20 protein-coding genes are annotated in these 20,794 nt (G+C 73.2%); 13 read left to right on the top strand and 7 right to left on the bottom strand.

Features of this window, described 5'->3' with window-relative positions; all coding sequences use genetic code 11:
* Positions 1 to 189 precede the first annotated feature (189 nt).
* The 6 genes from ACZ7RU_RS33670 (at position 190) to rny (ending at position 6,134) form a co-directional block, all read left to right on the top strand.
* The gene (locus tag ACZ7RU_RS33670; protein ID WP_470344782.1) at positions 190 to 774 is read left to right on the top strand and encodes a GNAT family N-acetyltransferase; all 585 of its coding nucleotides are present in this window, start codon (positions 190 to 192) and stop codon (positions 772 to 774) included.
* Complete coding sequence (locus tag ACZ7RU_RS33665; RefSeq protein ID WP_470344781.1) at positions 771 to 965, top strand: DUF3046 domain-containing protein; 195 nt, start codon at positions 771 to 773, stop codon at positions 963 to 965. The genes ACZ7RU_RS33670 and ACZ7RU_RS33665 overlap by 4 nt, the downstream gene beginning before the upstream one ends.
* A 36-nt stretch (positions 966 to 1,001) precedes the next feature.
* Positions 1,002 to 2,231 carry an AI-2E family transporter gene (locus ACZ7RU_RS33660; protein ID WP_470344780.1) on the top strand — a complete coding sequence of 410 codons (1,230 nt, stop codon included), beginning with the start codon at positions 1,002 to 1,004 and terminating at the stop codon, positions 2,229 to 2,231.
* Positions 2,232 to 2,426: 195 nt separating this feature from the next.
* Complete coding sequence (gene recA, locus ACZ7RU_RS33655; protein ID WP_470344779.1) at positions 2,427 to 3,551, top strand: recombinase RecA; 1,125 nt, start codon at positions 2,427 to 2,429, stop codon at positions 3,549 to 3,551.
* Between the two features lie 4 nt (positions 3,552 to 3,555).
* Entirely contained in the window at positions 3,556 to 4,566 is a 1,011-nt protein-coding gene (gene recX, locus ACZ7RU_RS33650) for a recombination regulator RecX (RefSeq protein ID WP_470344778.1), read from the top strand.
* Positions 4,567 to 4,697: 131 nt separating this feature from the next.
* A complete protein-coding gene (gene rny, locus ACZ7RU_RS33645; protein ID WP_470344777.1) occupies positions 4,698 to 6,134 on the top strand; it encodes a ribonuclease Y in 1,437 nt (478 codons plus the stop codon).
* A 26-nt stretch (positions 6,135 to 6,160) separates the two neighbouring features.
* Here rny and ACZ7RU_RS33640 read toward each other — a convergent pair whose 3' ends face one another.
* The 5 genes from ACZ7RU_RS33640 to ACZ7RU_RS33620 form a co-directional block, all read right to left on the bottom strand.
* On the bottom strand, positions 6,161 to 7,888 hold the full coding sequence (locus tag ACZ7RU_RS33640; protein ID WP_470344776.1) for an FAD-dependent monooxygenase: 1,728 nt from the start codon (positions 7,886 to 7,888) through the stop codon (positions 6,161 to 6,163).
* Between the two features lie 122 nt (positions 7,889 to 8,010).
* Positions 8,011 to 8,859, bottom strand: coding sequence for an amino acid ABC transporter permease (locus tag ACZ7RU_RS33635; protein WP_470344775.1), 849 nt, complete (start codon positions 8,857 to 8,859; stop codon positions 8,011 to 8,013).
* A complete protein-coding gene (locus ACZ7RU_RS33630) occupies positions 8,856 to 9,506 on the bottom strand; it encodes an amino acid ABC transporter permease (protein ID WP_470344774.1) in 651 nt (216 codons plus the stop codon). Before ACZ7RU_RS33630 ends, ACZ7RU_RS33635 begins: the two co-directional genes overlap by 4 nt.
* A 53-nt stretch (positions 9,507 to 9,559) precedes the next feature.
* Positions 9,560 to 10,465, bottom strand: coding sequence for a glutamate ABC transporter substrate-binding protein (locus ACZ7RU_RS33625; protein ID WP_470344773.1), 906 nt, complete (start codon positions 10,463 to 10,465; stop codon positions 9,560 to 9,562).
* A 115-nt stretch (positions 10,466 to 10,580) separates the two neighbouring features.
* Positions 10,581 to 11,354 carry an amino acid ABC transporter ATP-binding protein gene (locus ACZ7RU_RS33620; protein ID WP_470344772.1) on the bottom strand — a complete coding sequence of 258 codons (774 nt, stop codon included), beginning with the start codon at positions 11,352 to 11,354 and terminating at the stop codon, positions 10,581 to 10,583.
* A gap of 391 nt (positions 11,355 to 11,745) precedes the next feature.
* Between ACZ7RU_RS33620 and ACZ7RU_RS33615 the strand changes: the two genes are divergently transcribed.
* Together ACZ7RU_RS33615 and ACZ7RU_RS33610 are read left to right on the top strand one after the other, a co-directional pair.
* Positions 11,746 to 12,549 carry a response regulator transcription factor gene (locus ACZ7RU_RS33615; RefSeq protein WP_470344771.1) on the top strand — a complete coding sequence of 268 codons (804 nt, stop codon included), beginning with the start codon at positions 11,746 to 11,748 and terminating at the stop codon, positions 12,547 to 12,549.
* 6 nt (positions 12,550 to 12,555) lie between these two features.
* A complete protein-coding gene (locus tag ACZ7RU_RS33610; RefSeq protein ID WP_470344770.1) occupies positions 12,556 to 13,980 on the top strand; it encodes a sensor histidine kinase in 1,425 nt (474 codons plus the stop codon).
* A 57-nt stretch (positions 13,981 to 14,037) separates the two neighbouring features.
* Here ACZ7RU_RS33610 and ACZ7RU_RS33605 read toward each other — a convergent pair whose 3' ends face one another.
* Positions 14,038 to 15,057: a TAXI family TRAP transporter solute-binding subunit gene (locus ACZ7RU_RS33605; RefSeq protein ID WP_470344769.1), complete on the bottom strand. Its 1,020-nt coding sequence runs from the start codon at positions 15,055 to 15,057 to the stop codon at positions 14,038 to 14,040.
* Between the two features lie 95 nt (positions 15,058 to 15,152).
* Here ACZ7RU_RS33605 and miaB point away from each other — a divergent pair, with 95 nt between their 5' ends.
* Both miaB and ACZ7RU_RS33595 read left to right on the top strand, forming a co-directional pair.
* Complete coding sequence (gene miaB, locus ACZ7RU_RS33600) at positions 15,153 to 16,655, top strand: tRNA (N6-isopentenyl adenosine(37)-C2)-methylthiotransferase MiaB (RefSeq protein WP_470344768.1); 1,503 nt, start codon at positions 15,153 to 15,155, stop codon at positions 16,653 to 16,655.
* A gap of 77 nt (positions 16,656 to 16,732) precedes the next feature.
* Positions 16,733 to 17,431, top strand: a complete 699-nt coding sequence (locus ACZ7RU_RS33595) for a class III extradiol dioxygenase subunit B-like domain-containing protein (protein ID WP_470344767.1) — start codon at positions 16,733 to 16,735, stop codon at positions 17,429 to 17,431.
* A gap of 206 nt (positions 17,432 to 17,637) precedes the next feature.
* Here ACZ7RU_RS33595 and ACZ7RU_RS33590 read toward each other — a convergent pair whose 3' ends face one another.
* Complete coding sequence (locus ACZ7RU_RS33590) at positions 17,638 to 17,886, bottom strand: antitoxin (RefSeq protein WP_470344766.1); 249 nt, start codon at positions 17,884 to 17,886, stop codon at positions 17,638 to 17,640.
* Positions 17,887 to 18,065: 179 nt separating this feature from the next.
* Here ACZ7RU_RS33590 and miaA point away from each other — a divergent pair, with 179 nt between their 5' ends.
* The 3 genes from miaA to dapF all read left to right on the top strand — a co-directional run bounded on the left by miaA (position 18,066) and on the right by dapF (position 20,740).
* Complete coding sequence (gene miaA / locus ACZ7RU_RS33585) at positions 18,066 to 19,010, top strand: tRNA (adenosine(37)-N6)-dimethylallyltransferase MiaA (protein WP_470344765.1); 945 nt, start codon at positions 18,066 to 18,068, stop codon at positions 19,008 to 19,010.
* 227 nt (positions 19,011 to 19,237) lie between these two features.
* Positions 19,238 to 19,750 carry a hypothetical protein gene (locus ACZ7RU_RS33580; protein WP_470344764.1) on the top strand — a complete coding sequence of 171 codons (513 nt, stop codon included), beginning with the start codon at positions 19,238 to 19,240 and terminating at the stop codon, positions 19,748 to 19,750.
* A gap of 84 nt (positions 19,751 to 19,834) precedes the next feature.
* A complete protein-coding gene (gene dapF / locus ACZ7RU_RS33575; RefSeq protein WP_470344763.1) occupies positions 19,835 to 20,740 on the top strand; it encodes a diaminopimelate epimerase in 906 nt (301 codons plus the stop codon).
* The last annotated feature ends 54 nt before the right edge of the window (positions 20,741 to 20,794 follow it).

Raw genomic sequence — 20,794 nt, 5'->3', positions numbered from 1 at the left:
AGCCGTACGCGGCGGCCGCGCCCCGGCAGTTCGGCTGCCGGGACGGGACGGGGCGGGGCGGGCGGTCGAGGAACCGGACCTGAGCGGGTGTGAGCGCCCGCGGGGTGGTGGTGGGGGGCCCGCCGGGTGGTGGTGGGGGGTGGGGAAATGGGGGTGACGGGGTGGTGGGGTGGGGGTGAGGATCGTGGGATGAGCGATGGGGGCGTGTTCCTGGCGACCGGGCGGTTGGTGCTGCGGCGTTTCACGGTGGGGGACGTGGAGCGGCTCGTGGAGTTGGACGGGGATCCGGAGGTGATGCGGTACCTGACCGGGGGGAAGCCGAGTGCGCGGGAGTGGGTCGAGGGGGAGTTGGTGCCGCTGTACCTGGAGCACTACCGGCGGTACGGGGATCTGGGCTGGTGGGCGGCGGAGGAGCGGGTGGGCGGGGCGTTCCTGGGGTGGTTCGAGTTCCGGCCTACGCGGGAGGGGGAGAGGGGGGAGGTGGAGCTCGGGTACCGGTTGCGGCGGGCCGCGTGGGGGCGTGGGTATGCGACGGAGGGGGCGCGGGCGCTGGTGCGGCGTGGGTTCGTGGAGGCGGGGGTGGAGCGGGTGGTGGCGTACACGATGGCGGTGAACGCGGGCTCGCGGCGGGTGATGGAGAAGAGCGGGTTGTCGTACGTCCGGACGTTCCACGAGGACTACCCGGAGATGATCGCGGGCAGTGAGCACGGCGAGGTCGAGTACGCGGTGACGGCCGGGGAGTGGCGGGCCCGGTCCGGGATACTTGGGGCATGAGGCTGACGGAGTTCTGGCGACGGATGTACGCGCACTTCGGGGAGTCGTACGCGGAGTCGTTCGCGACCGATCACGTGATGAGCGAGTTGGGCGGGCGGACGGTGCGGCAGGCGCTGGAGTCGGGCTGGGAGGCCAAGGACGTCTGGCGCGTGGTCTGTGAGACCCAGGGGGTCTCCGGGGTGCTGCGCTGAGTGCCGCCTTCCGGGGGCATGGGACAGACTGTTCGGGTGACAAGTAGCGCGGAACAGAAGAATTCGGACGAGCGGGATGCCGACGGCGCGCCGGCGGGCGGGGGGCTGTGGGGCGGCGGGATGCCGCGCTGGCTGCCGCGGGCGATGGTGCTGTTCCTGGTGCTGGTGGGGGCCTTCCAGCTCGCCGACTGGGCGTTCCGGCAGCTGATCGACCTGTTCGTGATGCTGCTGGTGTCGTTCTTCCTGTCGTTGGCGCTGGAGCCGGCCGTGGACCGGATGGCGGCCCGGGGGGTGCGCCGGGGGGTCGGGACCTTCCTGGTGTTCGTGGGGGTCCTGGTCGCGGTGGTGGGCTTCCTCGCCGCGCTGGGCACGCTGCTGGTCGACCAGGTGGCGAAGATCGCCGGTGACCTGCCCCACCTGGTCGACAATCTGATCGGCTGGATCAACCGGACCTTCCACCAGGACCTCTCGCTGGGCGAGTTGCAGAATCGGTTGCTCAAGGATTCCGGCACCATCGAGAACTACGTCCAGACGGCCGCCGACAATGCCTGGGGCGTCTCATCGACCCTGATCGGCGGGCTCTTCAAGGCCTTCACGGTCGGGCTGTTCACCTTCTACTTCACCGCCGAGGGTCCGCGGGTGCGCCGGACGGTCTGTTCGATGCTGCCGCCCGCCAAGCAGGGCGAGGTGCTGCGGGCCTGGGAGATCGCGCTCGCCAAGACCGGCGGGTACCTCTACTCCCGGGCGCTGCTCGCGGTGGTGTCGTCCGTCGGGCACTGGGTGATGTTCGAGCTGCTGGGCCTGCCGTACGCGGCGGCGCTGGCGGTCTGGGTGGGCGTCATGTCGCAGTTCGTGCCGACCCTCGGGACCTACCTGGCCGGGGCGCTGCCGGTGCTGGTGGCGCTGACGGTGCAGCCGGTGGACGCGCTCTGGGTGCTGGGCTTCGTGGTGGTGTACCAGCAGATCGAGAACTACCTGCTGCAACCGCGGATCACCGCGCGGACGGTGGACGTGCACCCGGCGCTGGCCTTCGGCTCGGTGATCGCGGGCGCGGCGCTGCTCGGTGCGGTGGGCGCGGTGATCGCGATCCCGGCGGCGGCGACGCTCCAGGGCTTCGTGGGGACGTACGTGCGGCGGTACGAGGTGGCCACCGACCCGCGGATCGACCGGGGCGAGCAGCGGCGGGCCCGCCGGGAGCTGCGCCGGGAGGCGGCCCGGCGGCTGCGCCGGATGGTCGGCGGGGACGGGGGAGGGCGCGGGAAGTGACCCGGGGTGCCGCTCCCGGGTGTTTCCCGGGGGCCGCACCGTGCGGACGTGCGACGCTTGAATCGAACAGATGTTCTTTGTACTCTCCGGCCAAGAGTTTTCCACAGGCTGAGCCCGGTCGGGCTCGTTTGTCAGTGGGACGCGCTAGCGTCGAGGACGATGAAGCGCACAGCACAGAACCCGAGGGAAAAAGCCATGGCAGGTACGGACCGCGAGAAGGCACTAGAGACCGCTCTCGCCCAGATCGAGCGGCAGTTCGGCAAGGGCTCGGTGATGCGCCTCGGCGAGAAGGCCAACGAGCCGGTCGAGGTGATCTCCACCGGGTCCACCGCCCTGGACGTCGCCCTCGGAGTCGGTGGCATCCCGCGCGGCCGGGTGGTCGAGATCTACGGCCCCGAGTCCTCCGGTAAGACCACCCTGACCCTGCACCTGGCCGCCAACGCCCAGAAGGCCGGCGGCACGGTCGCGTTCGTCGACGCCGAGCACGCGCTCGACCCGGAGTACGCCAAGAAGCTCGGCGTGGACACCGACGCCCTGCTGGTCAGCCAGCCGGACACCGGCGAGCAGGCGCTGGAGATCACCGACATGCTGATCCGCTCCGGCGCGATCGACCTGGTGATCATCGACTCGGTCGCGGCGCTCGTCCCGCGCGCCGAGATCGAGGGCGAGATGGGCGACTCGCACGTCGGTCTGCAGGCCCGACTGATGAGCCAGGCGCTGCGCAAGATCGCCGGTGCGCTGAACCAGTCGAACACCACCGCGATCTTCATCAACCAGCTGCGAGAGAAGATCGGCGTGATGTTCGGTTCGCCGGAGACCACGACCGGTGGCCGGGCGCTGAAGTTCTACGCCTCGGTCCGGCTCGACATCCGTCGGATCGAGACCCTGAAGGACGGCACCGAGGCGGTCGGCAACCGCACCCGCGTCAAGGTGGTCAAGAACAAGGTCGCCGCGCCGTTCAAGCAGGCCGAGTTCGACATCCTCTACGGCGTGGGCATCAGCCGCGAGGGCGGCCTGATCGACATGGGCGTGGAGCACGGCTTCATCCGCAAGTCGGGCGCCTGGTACACCTACGAGGGCGACCAGCTCGGCCAGGGCAAGGAGAACGCCCGCAACTTCCTGCGGGACAACCCGCAGCTCGCCGACGAGATCGAGCGGAAGATCAAGGGCAAGCTCGGCATCGGACCGAAGGTGGAGGAGCCGGCCGAGAGCGGCGCCGAGGCCGTGGCCGCCGCCGCCGACGGTGTCGCCGCCAAGCCGATCACCGCGACCGCCACCAAGACGGCCGCGGCGAAGAAGACGACGGCGGCCAAGGCCTGAGCCGTTGACGCAGTACGACACGGTGGGCGGCGGCCCGGCGGGCCCGGAGGACGACGACTACGGGCCGCCGGACTGGTTCGCCGCGGTGGCCGAGGAGCCCGAGCCGGACCCGGTGGCCGAGCGGCCCCGGGGGACGCGCTCCCGGCGCGGCCGCCGGTCCACCACGCAGTGGGCATCCGGCCCCGAGCCGGAGTTCGACCTGGCTCCGGCCCGGGCGGTGCGCGGCGCGGCGCCCGGGCCGGAGCCGGCGGAGACCTCGATCGAGGAACTCGGTCTGGTCTCGGCCTCAGAACTGCCCACCGGCCGTCGTCGGCGCCGCTCGGCCGTGGCGGCCGAGGACTTCGAGACGGCCGGGCCCGCTTCGACACCGGCGGAGGTGGAGAGCGGCCGAACCGGGGAAGGGCCGGCCGGTCACGGAGGTGCGGCCGCCTCGGACTCCCGTCGCGGCACGCGTCGGGGCCGTTCCGCCGGGCCGTCCGGGGAGGAGGGCTCCGCCCGTACCTCCCGGAGGCAGGCCGAGGAGTCGGCCGATCCGGAGAGCCGCGCCCGGGACATCTGCCTGCGGCTGCTGACCGGTGCCGCCAAGACCCGCAAGCAGCTCGCCGACGCCCTGCGCAAGCGGGAGATCCCGGACGAGGTCGCCGACGAGGTGCTCACCCGGCTCGAAGAGGTCGGGCTGATCGACGACGCGGCCTTCGCCGCCGCCTGGGTGGAGTCCCGGCACGCCGTCCGGGGCCTGTCCCGGCGGGCGCTGGCCCAGGAACTGCGCACCAAGGGCGTCGCCGCCGACCTGGTCGAGCAGGCCGTCGCCCAACTCGACCACGACGACGAGACGGACGCGGCCCGGGCGCTGGTCGAGCGCAAGCTGAGGTCCACCCGGGGGCTGGACACCCAGGTGCGCACCCGGCGGCTGGTCGGGATGCTGGCCCGGCGCGGCTACTCCGAGGGGCTGGCGTTCCGGGTGGTGCGCAGCGCGCTGGAGGAGGAGCGGAGTGAACCGTCGGGTCGGGAGTAGTGGCCGTTCTGTAGGCGTTTTGGGGTGAACCAGGTCAACTCTTGACCGTTTCGTGACCTCCACCTAGCCTCGCCTTCAGTGCCCGGGACGCCTGCGGACGCGGCCCGCGCGGCGACGGGGGAGTGGCGGCAATGGGGATCTCGGCGGGTACCGGCTTGAGCGGCTCGCTGGTCGCCGGATCGGCCGCGTTACTCCTGCTGCTGCTCCTGGCGGTCGCCGGGCTGGTCATCGGACGGCTCCGGGCGGCCCGGCGCGGCGCGCTGGCCGAGGAGCAGGCCGCCCGGCAGCGGGCCGAACTGGCCCGCCGCGAGGAGGACTTGGCCGAGGGGCTGCGCAGGCTACGCCGCCGGGAGGACGAACTGGCCGAGCACTCGGCCGAGTTGGAGCAATCCCGGAGCGAGGCCGAGGCGCTGGTCGCCCGTCGGCTGACGGCGCTGGAGCGGGCCGCGGGGCTCTCCGCCGAGCAGGCGCGCGCCGAACTCCTGCGGGAGGCCGAGGAGTCGGCCCGGCGGGAGGCCGCGGTCACCGTCCGGGAGATCGAGCGCGAGGCCAGGGAGGAGAGCGAGCGCCGGGCCCGGGACATCGTCGCCGGGGCGATCCAGCGGCTGGCGACGGAGCAGACCGCGGAGAGCGCCGTCACCGTCCTGCGGCTGCCGAACGAGGACATGAAGGGACGGATCATCGGCCGCGAGGGCCGCAACATCCGCGCCTTCGAGGCGGTCACCGGTGTGAACCTGATCGTCGACGACACCCCCGGGTCGGTGCAGCTGTCCTGCTTCGACCCGGTCCGCCGGGAGACCGCCCGGCTCACCCTGGAGCAGTTGGTCGAGGACGGCCGGATCCACCCGACCCGGATCGAGCAGCTGTACGAGCGCAGCCGCGAGGAGGTCGGGCAGCGCTGCGTCCGGGCCGGTGAGGACGCGCTGCTGGAGGCCCGGGTCGCCGGGATGCACCCCGAACTCGTCCGCACCCTGGGCTCGTTGCGCTACCGGGCGTCGTACGGGCAGAACGTGCTCGGGCACCTGCTGGAGTCCGCGCACCTGGCCGGGATGATGGCCGCCGAGCTCGGGGTGGACCCTGAGCCGGTGCGGCGCGCGGCGCTGCTGCACGACATCGGCAAGGCGCTCAGCCACGAGTCCGAGGGCAGCCACGCCGCGGTCGGCGCGGAGCTCGCCCGGCGGTACGGCGAGTCCCCCGAGGTGGTGCACGCGATCGCCGCCCACCACGACGAGGTGGAGCCCCGCACCGTGACGGCCGTCCTGACCCAGGCCGCCGACGGCTGCTCGGGTGGCCGGCCGGGCGCGCGCAAGGAGTCGCTGGAGCTGTACGTCCGGCGGCTGGCGCGGCTGGAGGAGATCGCGCGCTCGCACGAGGGCGTGGCGGAGGTGTACGCGATGCAGGCCGGCCGGGAGGTCCGGGTGATGGTCCGTCCGGACGCGGTGGACGACCTCGGCGCGGAGCTGATCGCCCGTGAGGTGGCCCGCCAGGTCTCCACCGAGCTGACCTACCCGGGCCGGATCCGGGTGACGGTGGTCCGCGAGAGCCGGGCCACGGCGGTGGCCGGGTAGGGCGCGCGGCTGGTCAGGGCATCCGGCTAGGAGACGCCCTGGCTCGGGGTGTCCACCTGCTGGGGTGCGGGCCGCTCGGCCGGGTCGGGAGCCGGGGTGAGCGTGGCCGGGCCGCCGCGGGCGTGGTCGGCGAGGGCGAGCAGGTCCTCGGCGACGGCGCCCTGGGTGGCGCCGACCAGGTGGCCGTCCGGGCGGATCAGCAGGACGGTGTGCGGCCCGGCGCCCGGGTAGTCCTCGGTGACCAGCACCTCGGCGGGGACGGGCAGTGCGGCGGCGACCTCGGCGAGGCGGGGCATCAGCCCGGCGCCGAGCCAGTGCTCGGAGGACCAGACGGCGGTGCCGGGAGCGACCAGCAGCAGCAGGAACGTGGTGCCGAGCCGGGCGTGCAGGTGGTCGGGGGTGCCGTCGTCGGCGAGCACCGGCAGGTCGGGGACGAGCACGCCGGGGGCGGTGGCGGGCAGCAGTTCGCTGAGCGAGGTGGTGCCGCGCGCGCCGCGCTGCACCGGGACCCGGCCGGGCACGCCGGAGGGCGCCGCCGGGTAGGCGGGGGCGCCGCCGAAGCGGCCGGTGCCGAGCTGGCCGTCGGCGAGCAGCGGGGCGTGCTTGCGGAAGCCGCCGACCAGCAGCGAGCGCCGGGTCTGCTGCCAGCCGCGCAGCGGGCGCAGCAGCGGCATGGACTGGTCGACCGCGCGCAGCCGGGCGCCGACCGCCCCGCGCCGTTCGGCCTCGTAGCCGTCCAGCAGCGAGCCGCCGGGCTGCGGCCCGCCGGAGTGGAGGTGCCAGGCGAGGGCCAGCCGCCAGGCGAGGTTGTCGGCGTCGCGCAGCCCGTCCGTGAGGTTCTGCATGCCGAGCGCGCCGTGCAGGTGGGCGGCGTCGCCGGCCAGGAAGCAGCGGCCGACCCGGAAGCGGGCGGCGAGCCGTTGCTGGGCGGTGTGGTCGGCGGCGGCCAGCAGTTCGAAGCGGGGCAGCTCGCCGCACCAGCCGGTGAGGGTGGAGGTGACCCGGGTGAGGAGGGTGTCGCCGGTGACGATGCCGGGCCAGGTGGCGTGCGGGTCGACCGTCTCGGTGGCGGCGGGCCGGCCGGGGGGCAGCCGCCAGTCGAGCCGCCAGACGCCGTCCGGCAGCGGACGGGCGGAGGCCTCGCGGTCCCCCCGCCACGGCGGCTCGCGGTGCAGCCGGGCGCCGTCGAAGGGCAGGTCGACCCGGACGGTGGCGATGGCGTTGCGGTCGACCGCCGGGCGGCCGGGGAAACGGATCTTCAGGAGCCTGCGGACGATGGATCTGGCGCCGTCGCAGCCGACCAGGTGGCTGCCGCGCCACCAGGTGGTGGAGCCGTCCTGGGTGCCCATGGTGCGGACGCTGACGCCGTCCCGGTCCTGCTCCAGCTCGGCGACCCGGCTGAGCGGGACGAGCCTGATCAGCGGGGTGCCGGTCAGGGCGTCCCGCAGCCCGCGCTGGAGGCGGTGCTGGGGCAGGTGGAAGGTGGGGGAGTCGGTGAGGTCGATCCGCAGCACCTCCTGGCGGCGGCGCCAGATGGCGAAGGAGTCCCACAGCGCGGAGTCCGAGACGGCCCGCGGGTAGCCGATCCGGGTCAGGAAGGCGGCGGTGTCGGCGCCGAGCACCAGGCTGCGCGGGCCCTCGGGGCAGAGCCCGGAGCCCTCGTCCAGGACGATGGTGGGCACCTCGTGCCGGGCGAGGGCGAGGGCCAGGGCCAGACCGACCGGTCCGGCCCCGACCACGATCACCGGGTCCATGAGGGAACCTCCGGGCACGAACCGGCCGATCGGCCGGCGTCAGTTACCGCTGCCGCATATGCCGCGTGGATTCTCCCGGGAGGTGTCACGAAGAGCAATGCAACAGTTCGCCTGCGTGTCCGTCAAGCAGAAGCTGAAGTGCGCCGGTTCGCGCCGCGACGGCCACGTGCTTCGATCCAGCGTGCGAGCGCGGTCAACAAGAGGCACATCGCGATGTAGATCGGGCCGATCACCAGCACCACGGGGATGTAGGGGAAGCCCGCGGCGTTGAGCGGCTGGCTGGCGATCTTCTTTCCGACGAACAGCAGCTCGTGGTAGGTGATGATGAAGCCGAGCGAGGTGTCCTTGAGGGTGACGACCAGCTGGCCGATCATCGAGGGCAGCATCGAGCGGACGGCCTGCGGCACCAGGATCGACATCATCACCTGGGTCTTGCGCATGCCGAGCCCGTAGGCCGCCTCGCCCTGGCCGCGCGGGACGGCGTTGACGCCGCTGCGGATGATCTCGGCCTGGACCGCCCCGTTGTAGAGGGTGAGGCCGAGCACCAGCGCCCACATCGGCTGCTGGGCGAAGAACGCGTAGTAGAGCCCGACGATCAGGATCAGCAGCGGCATCGCCCGGAAGAACTGGGTGAAGGCCGTGCAGGCCCAGCGGACCGGCCGGTGGTCGGAGAGCTGGCCGGCCGCCAGCAGCGAGCCCAGGGCGAGCGAGAACAGCGCGGCCAGCCCGAAGGCCTCCAGGGTGGAGACCAGGCCGTCCAGGAGCTGCTGCTGGACGAAGGTGTACTGGAAGGGGTCCCAGAGGCCGGCGTCGAACTGGCCGTTGTCGGCGAGCGCGCTGATCCCGTACCAGACGAGACCGGCGACGCCGATCAGGGAGAGGACGCCGAACGCGCGGTACCGGGTGCGGGCCTTCGGGCCGGGGGTGTCGTAGAGGACGCTCGCGGACGCCTGGCGCTGGAAAATGCTCATCGGGCCACCGCCAGTCGGGATTCCAGGAAGCGGAAGAACGCGGCGACCGCCGCGCTGATCAGCAGGTAGGCGCAGGCCACCCAGAAGAAGATGGCGAAGATCGAGTATCCGCGCTCGGAGAAGGTCTGCTGGGCGCTGTACAGCTCGGAGACGCTGAACGCGCCGGCGATCGCCGAGTTCCTGGGCAGGGCGATGAACACGCTGCTCATCGGGCCCAGGACGGTCCGGCCGGCCTGCGGCAGGACGACCAGGGTGAGGGTCTGGCCGAACGTCATGCCGAGGCTGCGGGCGGCCTCCGCCTGGCCGAGCGGCACGGTGTTGATGCCGGAGCGGATCACCTCGCAGACGAACGAGGCGGTGTACCCGCCGAGCGCCAGCACCGCGAACACCAGGTGGCTGAAGTGCACGCCCAGCGGCGGCAGGCCGAAGGTGACGGCGAAGAACAGCAGGGTCAGCGGGGTGTTGCGGAAGAGCGTCACCCAGGTGGTGCCGAAGGCGCGCAGGACCGGCACCGGGGAGACCCGGAAGGCCGCCAGCAGGGTGCCCAGCAGCAGGGCGAGCAGAGCGCTGAGCGCGCTCACCTCGATCGTCTGTAGGAAGCCGTCGCGGAACAACGCGAAGTTGTCTTCCTCGAACAGGAACCCCATCCGGCGGCCCTCCTCTCAGTTCATGGTCGGGAAACCGACGTACGGCGGGCGGATCAGTAGCGCTCGAGGGCCGGGACGTCCGGGGCCGGGGAGCCGGAGGCGCCCAGGGTCGCGTCGTAGGCCTTCTTCCAGTCGCCGTTGTCCTCGTGGGCCTTGAGGGCGTCGCTGATCGCGTCGCGCAGCGCCTTGTCGTCCTTGTTGAGGCCGACGCCGTAGTTCTCCTTGGTGAACGGCTTGCCGACCACCTTGAGCTTGGGGGCGTACTTGGAGGCGTAGCCCTTGAGGATCGCGTCGTCGGTGGTGACCGCGTCGACCTCGCCCGACATCAGCTTCTCGACGCAGGCCGAGTAGGTGTCGAACTGGGTGATCTTCGCGTTGTACGGCTGGATGTTCTTGATCGAGGTCGAGCCGGTGGCGGTGCAGACGTTCTTGCCGCCGGTGCTCTCCGCGCCGGTGATCGAGCTGTTGTCGGCCTTCACCAGGAGGTCCTGGCCGGCGATGTAGTACGGGCCGGCGAAGGAGACGGACTTCTTGCGCTCGTCGTTGATGCTGTAGGTGCCGACGTAGAAGTCGATCTGGCCCTTGGCGATGGCCGGCTCGCGCTGCGAGGAGACCAGGGTCTGCCACTTGATCTGCTGCGGGGTGAAGCCGAGGTCGGCGGCGATCATCTTGGCGATCTCGATGTCGAAGCCGCTGCGGTCGCCGCTGGCGACGTCCTCCCAGCCGAGGTTCGGCTGGTCGGCCTTGGCGCCGATGATCAGCTGGCCGCGCTTCTTGGCCTCGGCGAGGACCGGGGAGTCGACCTTGACGTCGGTCTTGACCGTGTAGGTCGGCAGCGCCGGGGCGTTGCCGCCGCTGCTCGCGGCGGTGGCGCCGGGGGTGCCGTCCTTGCCACAGGCGGCGGTGGCGGTGAGCGCGACGGCACAGAGCGCGACGGCGAGGGTGCGGGACGTCCTCATGAGGGTCCTCCTGGGGGTGGGCCGCGGTGTCAACCGGGCTCTGGAGTCTGGAAGGCGTGCACGGACAGGGCCGGCCGGCACCGTTGCCGGCGGCGGCCCCGCTGGTCTCGAAGCGTCAGTGGTGGAGGATCTTCGAGAGGAAGTCCTTGGCGCGGTCGGAGCGCGGCGCCGTGAAGAAGGCGTCCGGGGTGTTCTGCTCGACGATCTTCCCGTCGGCCATGAACAGCACCCGGTTGGCGGCGGAGCGGGCGAAGCCCATCTCGTGGGTGACCACGACCATCGTCATGCCGTCCGCGGCCAGCTGGCGCATGACCTCCAGCACCTCGTTGACCATCTCCGGGTCCAGCGCCGAGGTGGGCTCGTCGAAGAGCATCACCTTGGGCTTCATCGCCAGCGCCCGGGCGATCGCCACGCGCTGCTGCTGGCCGCCGGAGAGCTGGGCCGGGAACTTGTCCGCCTGCGCGCCGACGCCGACCCGCTCCAGCAGCTCCCGGGCGGTCTTCTCGGCCTGCGGGCGGGGCACCTTGCGCACCTTCACCTGGCCGATGACCACGTTCTCCAGCACGGTCTTGTGCGCGAACAGGTTGAAGCTCTGGAACACCATGCCGACCTCGGCGCGCAGCCGGGCCAGTTCCTTGCCCTCGTCGGGCAGCGGCCGGCCGTCGATGGTGATCGTGCCGGAGTCGATCGTCTCCAGCCGGTTGATCGTCCGGCAGAGCGTCGACTTGCCCGACCCGGACGGGCCGATCAGCACGACCACCTCGCCCTGGGCGATCCGGAGGTCGATGTCCTGCAGGACGTGCAGCGCGCCGTAGTGCTTGTTGACGTTGCTCAGCACGACCAGTGGGGCGGCTGCGGGGGTGGAGTCCTCGACAGGGCTCTCGGTCATCGCGCCTGCTCCCTCTGTCGTCGAATCAAGCCTGCCCGAGAAGTCTCAACTCCCTTGGGAGGCAATGGTGGTACGAATCCGGGAGCCGCGGCCGGCGGAGCCGCAGCCCCCGGTGGGCCGACCATAGGAGCCGCGACCGCGTGCCGTCAGCCGATCTGAGCGGAACTTGAGGATCACGAAACGGCCACACGGTGCCTACGTGCTGTTCGCGCGGGCGCCGACGGGGCATGTCACAGCGGGGATCCGCGCCGGTGCTCCCCGTCCCCCAGGAGCCCGGAGCGCGGTCGAGCCTGGCGCCGGGCCGCTCCCTGGCTCATACTGCGCAGGACCGGGACCTGACCGATCGGCCCGGTGATCACCGGTGATCAGGTGGGGGAAGGAGGAGAACAGGATGCGACTGCTACTCGTCGAGGACGACGAACGCGTGGCCGCCGCGCTGGTCGCGGTGCTGGGTCGGCACGGCTTCCAGGTCCGGCACGCCCGCAGCGGGCACGAGGCGCTGGACGCCCTGGTGCCGGACGGCAACGAGCCCTACCGCGTGGTGCTGCTCGACCTCGGGCTGCCCGACCGCGACGGCTTCGAGGTGTGCAGCCGGATCAGGGCCGGCAGCGGCGTTCCGGTGATCATGGTCACCGCCCGCGCCGACGTCCGCTCCCGGATCCACGGCCTCAACCTGGGTGCCGACGACTACGTCACCAAGCCGTACGACATGGGCGAGCTGCTCGCCCGCATCCACGCCGTGGCCCGCCGCGGCGCCGCCCCCTCCGCGGTGGCGGTGCCCGCGCCCGACACCGTGCCGCAGCAGCGCGGCCCGCTGGAGTCCCGCGGCATCCGGATCGACCGGGAGCGCCGCCGGGTCAGCGTGGACGGCCGCGACGTGCCGCTCACCCGCAAGGAGTTCGACCTGCTCGCGCTGCTCGCCCAGAGCCCGGGCGTGGTCTACCGGCGCGAGCAGATCTTCAGCGAGGTCTGGCGCAGCGGCTGGGAGGGCAACGGGCGCACCCTGGAGGTGCACATCGGGTCGCTGCGCAACAAGCTGGCGCTGCCCGGCCTGGTCGAGGCCGTGCGCGGGGTCGGCTACCGGCTGATCCCCGACCGTCCGGCCCCCGCCGCGACCGAACCGGCCCCGTCCGCCGCCGCCTCGCCCGCCGCCGCCTCGCCCGCCGCCGCCTCGCCCGCCCCCGCGGAGCACTGACCGCACGTGCGCACCCGCCTGCTCGGCATCCTGATCGCCCTCATGCTCTGCGTTCTGGCAGCCCTGGGGCTGCCGCTCGCGGCGGCGGTCGCGGCGGCCGAGCAGACCAAGGTGGTCGTCGACCGGCTCGACGACGCCGCCCGACTCGCCCAGGACCTGCCCACCTCCGGCGCCGCCGACTCCGCCCGCAAGGGCGACCCGGAACCAGCCCCGGGCGACCTCAGCCGGCAGCGCGCGATCGACGCCGAGGTCCGCCGCTACCACGACCTGTACGGCGTGCGCCTGGGCATCTTCCAGCGCGACGGCCAGGCGATCGCCGCCGCCCCGGACGACTGGCGGGTGCCGTCCGGCGGGTGGGGCGCCCAGGCCTTCCAGGAGGCGCTGGACGGCCGGCGCAGCCACAACCCGCCGCAGGTCTGGCCGTGGACGCCGGACCGGACGATCACCGTCGCCGCCCCCGTGGTGCGCGACGGCGACGTGGTCGCGGTGGTGCTGAGCGAGTCCCCGACCGAGGCGCTGCGCGCCCGGATGCTGCGCAAGTGGCTGGTGATCGGCGCGGGCGAGGCCGCCGCGATGATCGTCGCCGTGCTGCTCGCCGTCCGCCTCACCGAGTGGGTGCTGCGCCCGGTGCGCACCCTGGACCGGGCCACCCACGACATCGCCACCGGCCGGATGGCCGCCCGGGTCGCCCCCGGCGGCGGGCCGCCAGAACTCCAGCGGCTGGCCCGCTCGTTCAACGAGATGGCGGACCACGTGGTGCTCGCCATGGACCAGCAGAAGGCCTTCGTCGCGGACGCCTCGCACCAGCTGCGCAACCCGCTGTCGGCGCTGCTGCTGCGGGTCGAGGTGCTCGGCCTGGAACTGCCCGAGGGCCACGAGGAGGAGCTCAGCGGCGTCCGGGAGGAGGGCGTCCGGCTGGCCCGGGTGCTGGACGACCTGCTCGGGCTGGCCACCGCCGAGCACGCCCGCCCCGAACCCGAGCGCACCGACCTCGCCGAGCTCACCCTGGCCCGGGTGGACGCCTGGCGGCCGGTGGCCGAGCAGCGCGGCATCACGCTGCGCTGGGACGGCCCGGCACTGGCGATCGGCATGGCCGACCCGATCGGCTTCGGCTCGGCCCTGGACGCCGTGCTGGACAACGCGCTCAAGTTCGGCCCGTCCGGCAGCGAGGTGCGGCTGCGGGTCGCGGTGTGCCGGGACGAGGTCGCGGTGACCGTCACGGACGCCGGGCCCGGTCTCACCGAGGACGAGCTGTCCCGGGCCGGGGACCGGTTCTGGCGCAGCCCGCGGCACCAGAACGTGGACGGTTCGGGGCTGGGGCTGTCCATCGCCCGCACCCTGCTGGCGGCCGGCGGCGGCTCGCTCGGCTTCGCGCCGGTCAAGCCGACCGGGCTCGCGGTGACGCTGGCGGTGCCGCGGCCGGAGAAGTAGCCGCCGGTACGTGTGCGCCCCGGCGCCGGCCCGCGGCCGCGGGTTCAGGGACCGGCCCTACGGCTTCACCGAGCGGTAGTAGCGCGCCGCGCCGGTGTGCAGCGGGAGCGGGTCGGTGTAGACGGCGGTGCGCAGGTCGACCAGCTGGGCGGCGTGCACCTGGGCGCCGATCTGGTCCCGGCTGTCGATCACCGCGCGGGTCATGCCCTCGACCAGGCGCGGATCCGCGTCGTCCCGGGTGATCAGCAGGTTGGGCACGGCCACCGTGGCGACGGCGTCCTTGGGCTCGGCGTTCGGATAGGTGCCCTTGGGCATGGTGGCCGCCCGGTAGGCGTCGGTGCCGCCGCCCTCGGCCAGGTGCAGGGCCTCGGAGAGGTCGCTCAGCGGCACGATCCGGATCCGGACGTGCTCGGAGAGGTCGGTGAGCGCGCTGGTGGGCAGGCCGCCGGACCAGAAGAACGCGTCCAGCCTGCCCGCCCGCAGGTCGTCGGCGGCCTCGCCGATCCCCTTCGGCACCGGGACGATGTCGTGGTCCGGGTCCAGCCCGGCGGCGGACAGCAGCCGCTTGGTCACCAGGTTCACACCGGACTGCGGGAGCCCGACGCCGACCTTCAGGCCCTTGAGGTCGGCGGTGCGGCGCACCGGTGAGGCGGCCGGGACGACCAGTTGCAGGTAGTCGTCGTACAGCCGGGCGATCGCCCGCAGCTTCTCCTTGCCGGCGCCGTGGTGGTCGGCGACCGCGTCGGCGGTCGCTATCGCGAAGGTGTCCCGGCCGTCGATCACCCGGGCGAGGTTGTCGATCGAGCCCTCGGAGTTGTCCAGGACCAGCCGCACGCCCGGCATCGCCCGGGAGACGTGGCCCTGGAGCAGCTGCCCGTACCGGTCGTAGACGCCGCGCGGCACCCCGGTGGCGAAGCGGACCTCGCCGCGCGGGTACCCGGGCGAGCGGCCCGCCGACAGCCACCAGCCGCCGAAACCGGCCACCAGCAGTACCACCACCAGCACCGTCCGCCACAACGGGCTGCGGGCCGCGGTACGGACGGCGGCGCCGAGACGGGACGGGGTGGTGGGGGCCATGGCAGGGATACTGCCAGGCGCTCCGGCCGAACGGGAGTGGAACGGGGGGTGGAAGCCCGGGAAAAGCGCTTCGCCGCTGCCCGTACCCTGGTCTGGTGAGCGGTGAGAGCGGATTGAAGAGCTACAAGGTCGTCACGCACGGCTGTCAGATGAACGTCCACGACTCCGAGCGGCTGTCCGGCCTGCTGGAGGACGCGGGGTACGTCAAGGCCGGGCCCGAGGGCGACCCGGACCTGGTGGTGTTCAACACCTGTGCGGTGCGCGAGAACGCCGACAACAAGCTGTACGGCAACCTCGGCCAGCTCGCGCCGGTCAAGACCCGCCACAAGGGCATGCAGATCGCCGTCGGCGGCTGCCTGGCCCAGAAGGACCGGGAGACCATCGTCAAGCGCGCCCCCTGGGTCGACGTGGTCTTCGGCACCCACAACATCGGCCACCTGCCGGCGCTGCTGGAGCGGGCCGCGGTCGAGCGCGAGGCCCAGGTCGAGATCCTGGAGTCGCTGGAGACCTTCCCCTCCACCCTGCCGACCCGCCGCGAGTCCGCCTACGCCGCCTGGGTCGCCATCTCGGTCGGCTGCAACAACACCTGCACCTTCTGCATCGTCCCCGCGCTGCGCGGCAAGGAGGAGGACCGCCGCCCCGGCGACGTCCTCGCCGAGATCGAGGCGCTGGTGGACGAGGGCGTCATCGAGGTGACCCTGCTCGGCCAGAACGTCAACGCCTACGGCTCCGACCTGGGCGACCGCGAGGCCTTCTCCAAGCTGCTGCGCGCGGCCGGCCAGGTCGAGGGCCTGGAGCGGATCCGCTTCACCTCGCCGCACCCGCGGGACTTCACCGACGACGTGATCGCCGCGATGGCCGAGACCCCGAGCGTGATGCACCAGCTGCACATGCCGCTGCAGTCCGGCTCGGACCGCGTGCTCAAGGCGATGCGCCGCTCCTACCGGCAGGAGCGTTTCCTCGGGATCATCCGCAAGGTCCGCGAGGCGATGCCGGACGCGGCCATCTCCACCGACATCATCGTCGGCTTCCCCGGCGAGACCGAGGAGGACTTCGAGGAGACGATGCACGTCGTCCGCGAGGCCCGCTTCACCAACGCCTTCACCTTCCAGTACTCCAAGCGCCCCGGCACCCCCGCCGCGGAGATGGCGGACCAGGTGCCGAAGGCGGTCGTGCAGGCCCGCTACGACCGGCTGATCGCCCTCCAGGAGGAGATCTCCTGGGAGGAGAACAAGAAGCAGGTCGGCCGGACCCTGGAGATCCTGGTCGCCGAGGGCGAGGGCAAGAAGGACGACCGGACCCAGCGGCTCTCCGGGCGCGCGCCCGACAACCGGCTGGTGCACTTCAGCAAGCCGGAGGAGCCGGTGCGGCCGGGCGACATGGTGACCGTCGAGATCACCTACGCCGCCCCGCACCACCTGCTCGCCGAGGGCCCGGCGCTCGCGGTGCGCCGCACCCGGGCCGGCGACGCCTGGGAGAAGCGCCAGGCCGCGGCCGCCGCCAAGCCGGCCGGCGTGATGCTCGGCCTGCCGAAGATCGGCGCCCCGGCGGAGCTGCCGCTGGCCGCGCCGGCGGGCGGGGCCTGCTGCGGGGACTGACGCCACGGTCCGAACGGCCCGGCCGGAGCTGCCCAGCTCCCGCCGGGCCGTTCGGCTTCCCGGCTAGAGTGATCCACATGCTGGTAGCCGCCGCCGTGTGCCCCTGTCCGCCGCTGCTCGTCCCCGAGGTCGCCGCCGGGGCCGCGCCCGAGCTGGACGGCCTGCGCGCGGCCTGCGACGAGGCGCTGGCGGCGCTGGTCGCGGCCGGGCCGCAGCTGGTCGTGGCGGTCGGCACCGGGCCGGCGGCCGAGGTGTGGACCGAGGGCGGGGCCGGCTCGTTCCACCGCTACGGGGTGCCGCTGGTCGCCAAGCTGCCCGGCGGCCGGGTCGAGGGGCCGGAGCTGGCCCCCTCGCTGACCGTCGGCGCCTGGCTGCTGGAGCGCGCCGGGGTGACCCTGCCGACGCACGCCTGCGCGGTGCCCGCCGACGCCCCCGCCGACCGGATGCTCGGCCTCGGCCAGGGCCTGGCCGGTCTGGCCGACCGGGTCGCCCTGCTGGTGCTCGGCGACGGCAGCGCCTGCCGCACGGTGAAGGCGCCCGGCTACCTGGACGAGCGGGCCGAGGGCTACGACACCGCCCTGGCCGCCGCCCTGGGCACGGCCGACCTGCCCGCCCTGGCCGCGCTGGACCCGGGCCTGGCCGCCGAGCTCAAGGCCGACGGCCGGGCGCCCTGGCAGGTGCTGGCCGGCGCCGCGGAGGGCGCCGGCCTCACCGGACGGCTGGGCTACCAGGACGCGCCGTACGGGGTCGGGTACTTCGTGGCGTCCTGGTCCTAAGGCGTGTCTGACAATTCCCGCCGGGTGCGCGACGCCGGGGCACGCACCTCGCCGCGTTGTCGTCGGTCACCAATGGCCCCCAGCCTTCGGCCGGGAGGTGCCCCCACCGCAGTGGCTCCCTCCTCCGCCTTGCGATGCACGCACCCCAACGCCGCGCCCTGATCCGACGCGAATTGTCAGACACGCCTTAGCGCCTCGGCAGGGGCTCAGGACCGCGGGGGCGGCTGTCCCTCGTCGCCCGGCTTCGGCTTGTGGGCGAAGTCGTCGACCGCGTCCTTGGCCTTGCCGGTGCCGTGCTCGATCTTGTCGCTGTACTTGCCCTTGGTCGCCCTGTCGATCGCGCCGCCGGCCTTGTCCACGACCTTCTCGATCTGGTCGCTGTGCTTTCCGGCGAACTCGCCGGCCTTGTCCTTGAGCTCCTCGGCCTTGCCCTTGAGGTTGTCCATCAGACCCATGGCGATCTCCTTCGTCCGCTGTCCTCCGGACAACGACCGTGCCCCGCGAAGCGTTCGCAAACCGGACCGAATCGGGGAAATGGCCGGAAATGTCCGGGAAACAGTCATATCGTCGCGCAGTCGCGGGCGGGTGGCAGCCCCGTCCGCGGGCGCGCGGCGGTTTTTGCGAGACTGGAGCGGTGAGCAGCTCCCGTACCCCGCGCGTCATCTCGATCGTCGGCGCGACCGCCGCCGGCAAGTCCGACCTGGCCGTCGCCATCGCCCGCAGTCTCGACGGCGAGGTGATCAACACCGACTCGATGCAGCTGTACCGGGGCATGGACATCGGCACCGCCAAGCTCACCATGGCCGAGCGCGGGGGAGTGCCGCACCACCTGCTGGACATCTGGGACGTCACCGAGGCCGCCAGCGTCGCCGAGTACCAGCGGCTGGCCCGGGCCGAGATCGACCGGCTGCTCGCCGCGGGCCGCCCGCCCGTCCTGGTCGGCGGCTCCGGGCTGTACGTCCGGGCGGCGATCGACGAGATGGAGTTCCCGGGCACCGACCCGGCGGTGCGGGCCCGGCTGGAAGCCGAGCTGGAGCAGGCCGGCCCGGACGCGCTGCACCGGCGGCTGGCCGAGCTGGACCCGGCCGCCGCCGCGGCGATCCTCACCGGCAACGGCCGGCGGATCGTCCGCGCCCTGGAGGTCATCGAGATCACCGGGCAGCCGTTCACCGCCAACCTGCCGAGCAACACCGCCGTCTACGAGGCGGTGCAGATCGGCGTCGCCGTGCCGCGCCCCGAACTGGACGAGCGGATCGCGCTGCGGGTCGACCGGATGTGGGAGGCCGGACTGCCGGACGAGGTGCGGGAACTGGAGAAGGCCGGGCTGCGGGAGGGGCGGACCGCCTCCCGGGCGCTCGGCTACCAGCAGCTGCTCGCCCACTTCGCCGGCGAGTGCACCGAGGAGGAGGCGCGCGCCGAGACCGTCCGGGCCACCAAGCGCTTCGCCCGCCGTCAGGAGTCCTGGTTCCGCCGCGACGACCGGATCAACTGGCTCTCCCGGCCTGCCGGAACCGACCCCGTCGAGCTGCTGGAACGGTCCCTCGAACTGATCGGCCGTCAGGGAGTTCCGGCCGCGTAGGAAGGGTTTCCGGCCATTGTGGCGGTGCACCTGCGCGCGCAGGCGACCGTGCAGGACGAACCGGCGGTCACGGCCCGATCACGTGATGGCCACGGATCACCCGTCGACCCCGGTCAGGCCCGGAACGCCTCCCTGGACATGCCATCATCGATGCCGTAGGGGTCGGCCGGACGGGCCGACCGTGCCGGCCGCGAGTCCGCTCGTGTCGAACTGTCAGGGGAGGCCGTGTGTCGACGGGTACCGGCCCCGAATCCGGCCAGAGCGGAAGCGTCACCGCCCCGGCCGAGGAGTTCGACGAGTCGACGATGGGCGACCTCCCCGTGCTGACCGGTCTGGAGGCGCCGACCTCCTACGCGGTCGCGGTGCCCGCCCTGGACACCCGCACCCCGCCCGCCGGCGCGGTGCACGAACGGGAGATCCGCCCGCTGCGCCGGCTGCGGTGGTGGCAGACGCTGCCGATCGCCCTGCTGGGCACCCTCGGCTCGCTGATGTTCGCCTTCCCGCTCGCCTTCGGTTCGGCCGGGGCGCGCGCCACCATGGTCGGGATGCTCGGGCTGCTGTTCACCGCCGCCTCGGTCGGCTGGGGCGCGATGGCCGCCCGGCACGCCGGCTACAAGTGGCCGGGGCTGCCGCGCCGGGGCTCCGGGAAGCGGGCCGGCTGGAAGGCGATCGTGGTCTACACCCTGATCGCGGTGGCCGCCTGCGCCCTCGCGGTCTGGCGGGTCGCCTACCTGCGCTGAGAGCCTCCCCGCGGTGAACGCCTTCCCGCGGTGAACGCCTCCCTGCGCTGAGCGGGCGGATCGCCGCTCAGTACCATCGGAGGGGTGAGCGCATCCTCTCCCCGGCAGGGCGGCATCGCCTTCTTCAAGGGGCACGGCACCCAGAACGACTTCGTCATCGTCCCGGACCCGGACGGCGCGCTGGAGATCGGTCCCGAGACCGTCGCCGCGCTGTGCGACCGGCGGGCCGGCGTCGGCGGGGACGGGCTGCTGCGCGTGGTGCGCGCCGCCGCCGACCCGGCCGCCGCGGGGATGGCCGACCGGGCCGAGTGGTTCATGGACTACCGCAACTCGGACGGCAGCGTCGCCGAGATGTGCGGCAACGGGCTGCGGGTCTTCGCCCGCTTCCTGGTCGAGGCCGGCCTGGCCGAGCCCGGCGAACTGGCCGTCGCCACCCGCTCCGGGGTGCTCGCCGCGAAGGTCGCCGAGGCCGCCGAGGACGGCACGCCCGGCGACGTCACCATCGACATGGGCCGGGCCCGGCTGCCCGGGCCGGACGGCATCGAGGTCGCGGTCGGCGAGCGGCGCTGGCCGGCCCTGAACGTCAACATGGGCAACCCGCACGCGGTGGCCTTCGTGGAGAGCCTGGACCACGCCGGCGGCCTGTTCACCGCGCCGTTGACCAGCCCCGCGAGCGCCTACCCGGAGGGCGTCAACGTCGAGTTCGTGGTGGACCGCGGGCCGCGGCACGTCGCGATGCGGGTGCACGAGCGCGGCTCGGGCGAGACCCGCTCCTGCGGCACCGGCGCCTGCGCGGTGGCGGTGGCGGCCATCCGCCGGGACGGCGCCGACCCGGCGGTCACCGGCGAGGCGGCCTCGTACACCGTGGACGTGCTGGGCGGCCGCCTGGTCATCACCGAGCACCCGGACGGCCGGGTGGAGATGACCGGTCCGGCGGTGATCGTGGCCGAGGGGCGGCTGGACGGGCGCTGGTGGGACTCGGTGCGCTGAGGCCGGACGGGCACGGGCGGCCCGGTTTGCCCAATTCGTGCGGTGACGAATCCC

The sequence above is a fragment of the Kitasatospora sp. NPDC114501 genome, assembly GCF_055633695.1.
The sequence above is the reverse complement of the archived record's forward strand: the minus strand, read 5'-3'. Positions and strand labels throughout refer to the sequence as shown.

Bases quoted from the DNA above. Each gene is read 5' to 3' on its own strand.
- ACZ7RU_RS33670 (WP_470344782.1), top strand. From the start codon at position 190: ATGAGCGATGGGGGCGTGTTCCTGGCGACCGGGCGGTTGGTGCTGCGG.
- ACZ7RU_RS33665 (WP_470344781.1), top strand. From the start codon at position 771: ATGAGGCTGACGGAGTTCTGGCGACGGATGTACGCGCACTTCGGGGAG.
- recA (WP_470344779.1), top strand. From the start codon at position 2,427: ATGGCAGGTACGGACCGCGAGAAGGCACTAGAGACCGCTCTCGCCCAG.
- rny (WP_470344777.1), top strand. From the start codon at position 4,698: ATGGGGATCTCGGCGGGTACCGGCTTGAGCGGCTCGCTGGTCGCCGGA.
- ACZ7RU_RS33640 (WP_470344776.1), bottom strand. From the start codon at position 7,888: ATGGACCCGGTGATCGTGGTCGGGGCCGGACCGGTCGGTCTGGCCCTG.
- ACZ7RU_RS33635 (WP_470344775.1), bottom strand. From the start codon at position 8,859: ATGAGCATTTTCCAGCGCCAGGCGTCCGCGAGCGTCCTCTACGACACC.
- ACZ7RU_RS33630 (WP_470344774.1), bottom strand. From the start codon at position 9,506: ATGGGGTTCCTGTTCGAGGAAGACAACTTCGCGTTGTTCCGCGACGGC.
- ACZ7RU_RS33625 (WP_470344773.1), bottom strand. From the start codon at position 10,465: ATGAGGACGTCCCGCACCCTCGCCGTCGCGCTCTGTGCCGTCGCGCTC.
- ACZ7RU_RS33620 (WP_470344772.1), bottom strand. From the start codon at position 11,354: ATGACCGAGAGCCCTGTCGAGGACTCCACCCCCGCAGCCGCCCCACTG.
- ACZ7RU_RS33615 (WP_470344771.1), top strand. From the start codon at position 11,746: ATGCGACTGCTACTCGTCGAGGACGACGAACGCGTGGCCGCCGCGCTG.
- ACZ7RU_RS33605 (WP_470344769.1), bottom strand. From the start codon at position 15,057: ATGGCCCCCACCACCCCGTCCCGTCTCGGCGCCGCCGTCCGTACCGCG.
- ACZ7RU_RS33595 (WP_470344767.1), top strand. From the start codon at position 16,733: ATGCTGGTAGCCGCCGCCGTGTGCCCCTGTCCGCCGCTGCTCGTCCCC.
- ACZ7RU_RS33590 (WP_470344766.1), bottom strand. From the start codon at position 17,886: ATGGGTCTGATGGACAACCTCAAGGGCAAGGCCGAGGAGCTCAAGGAC.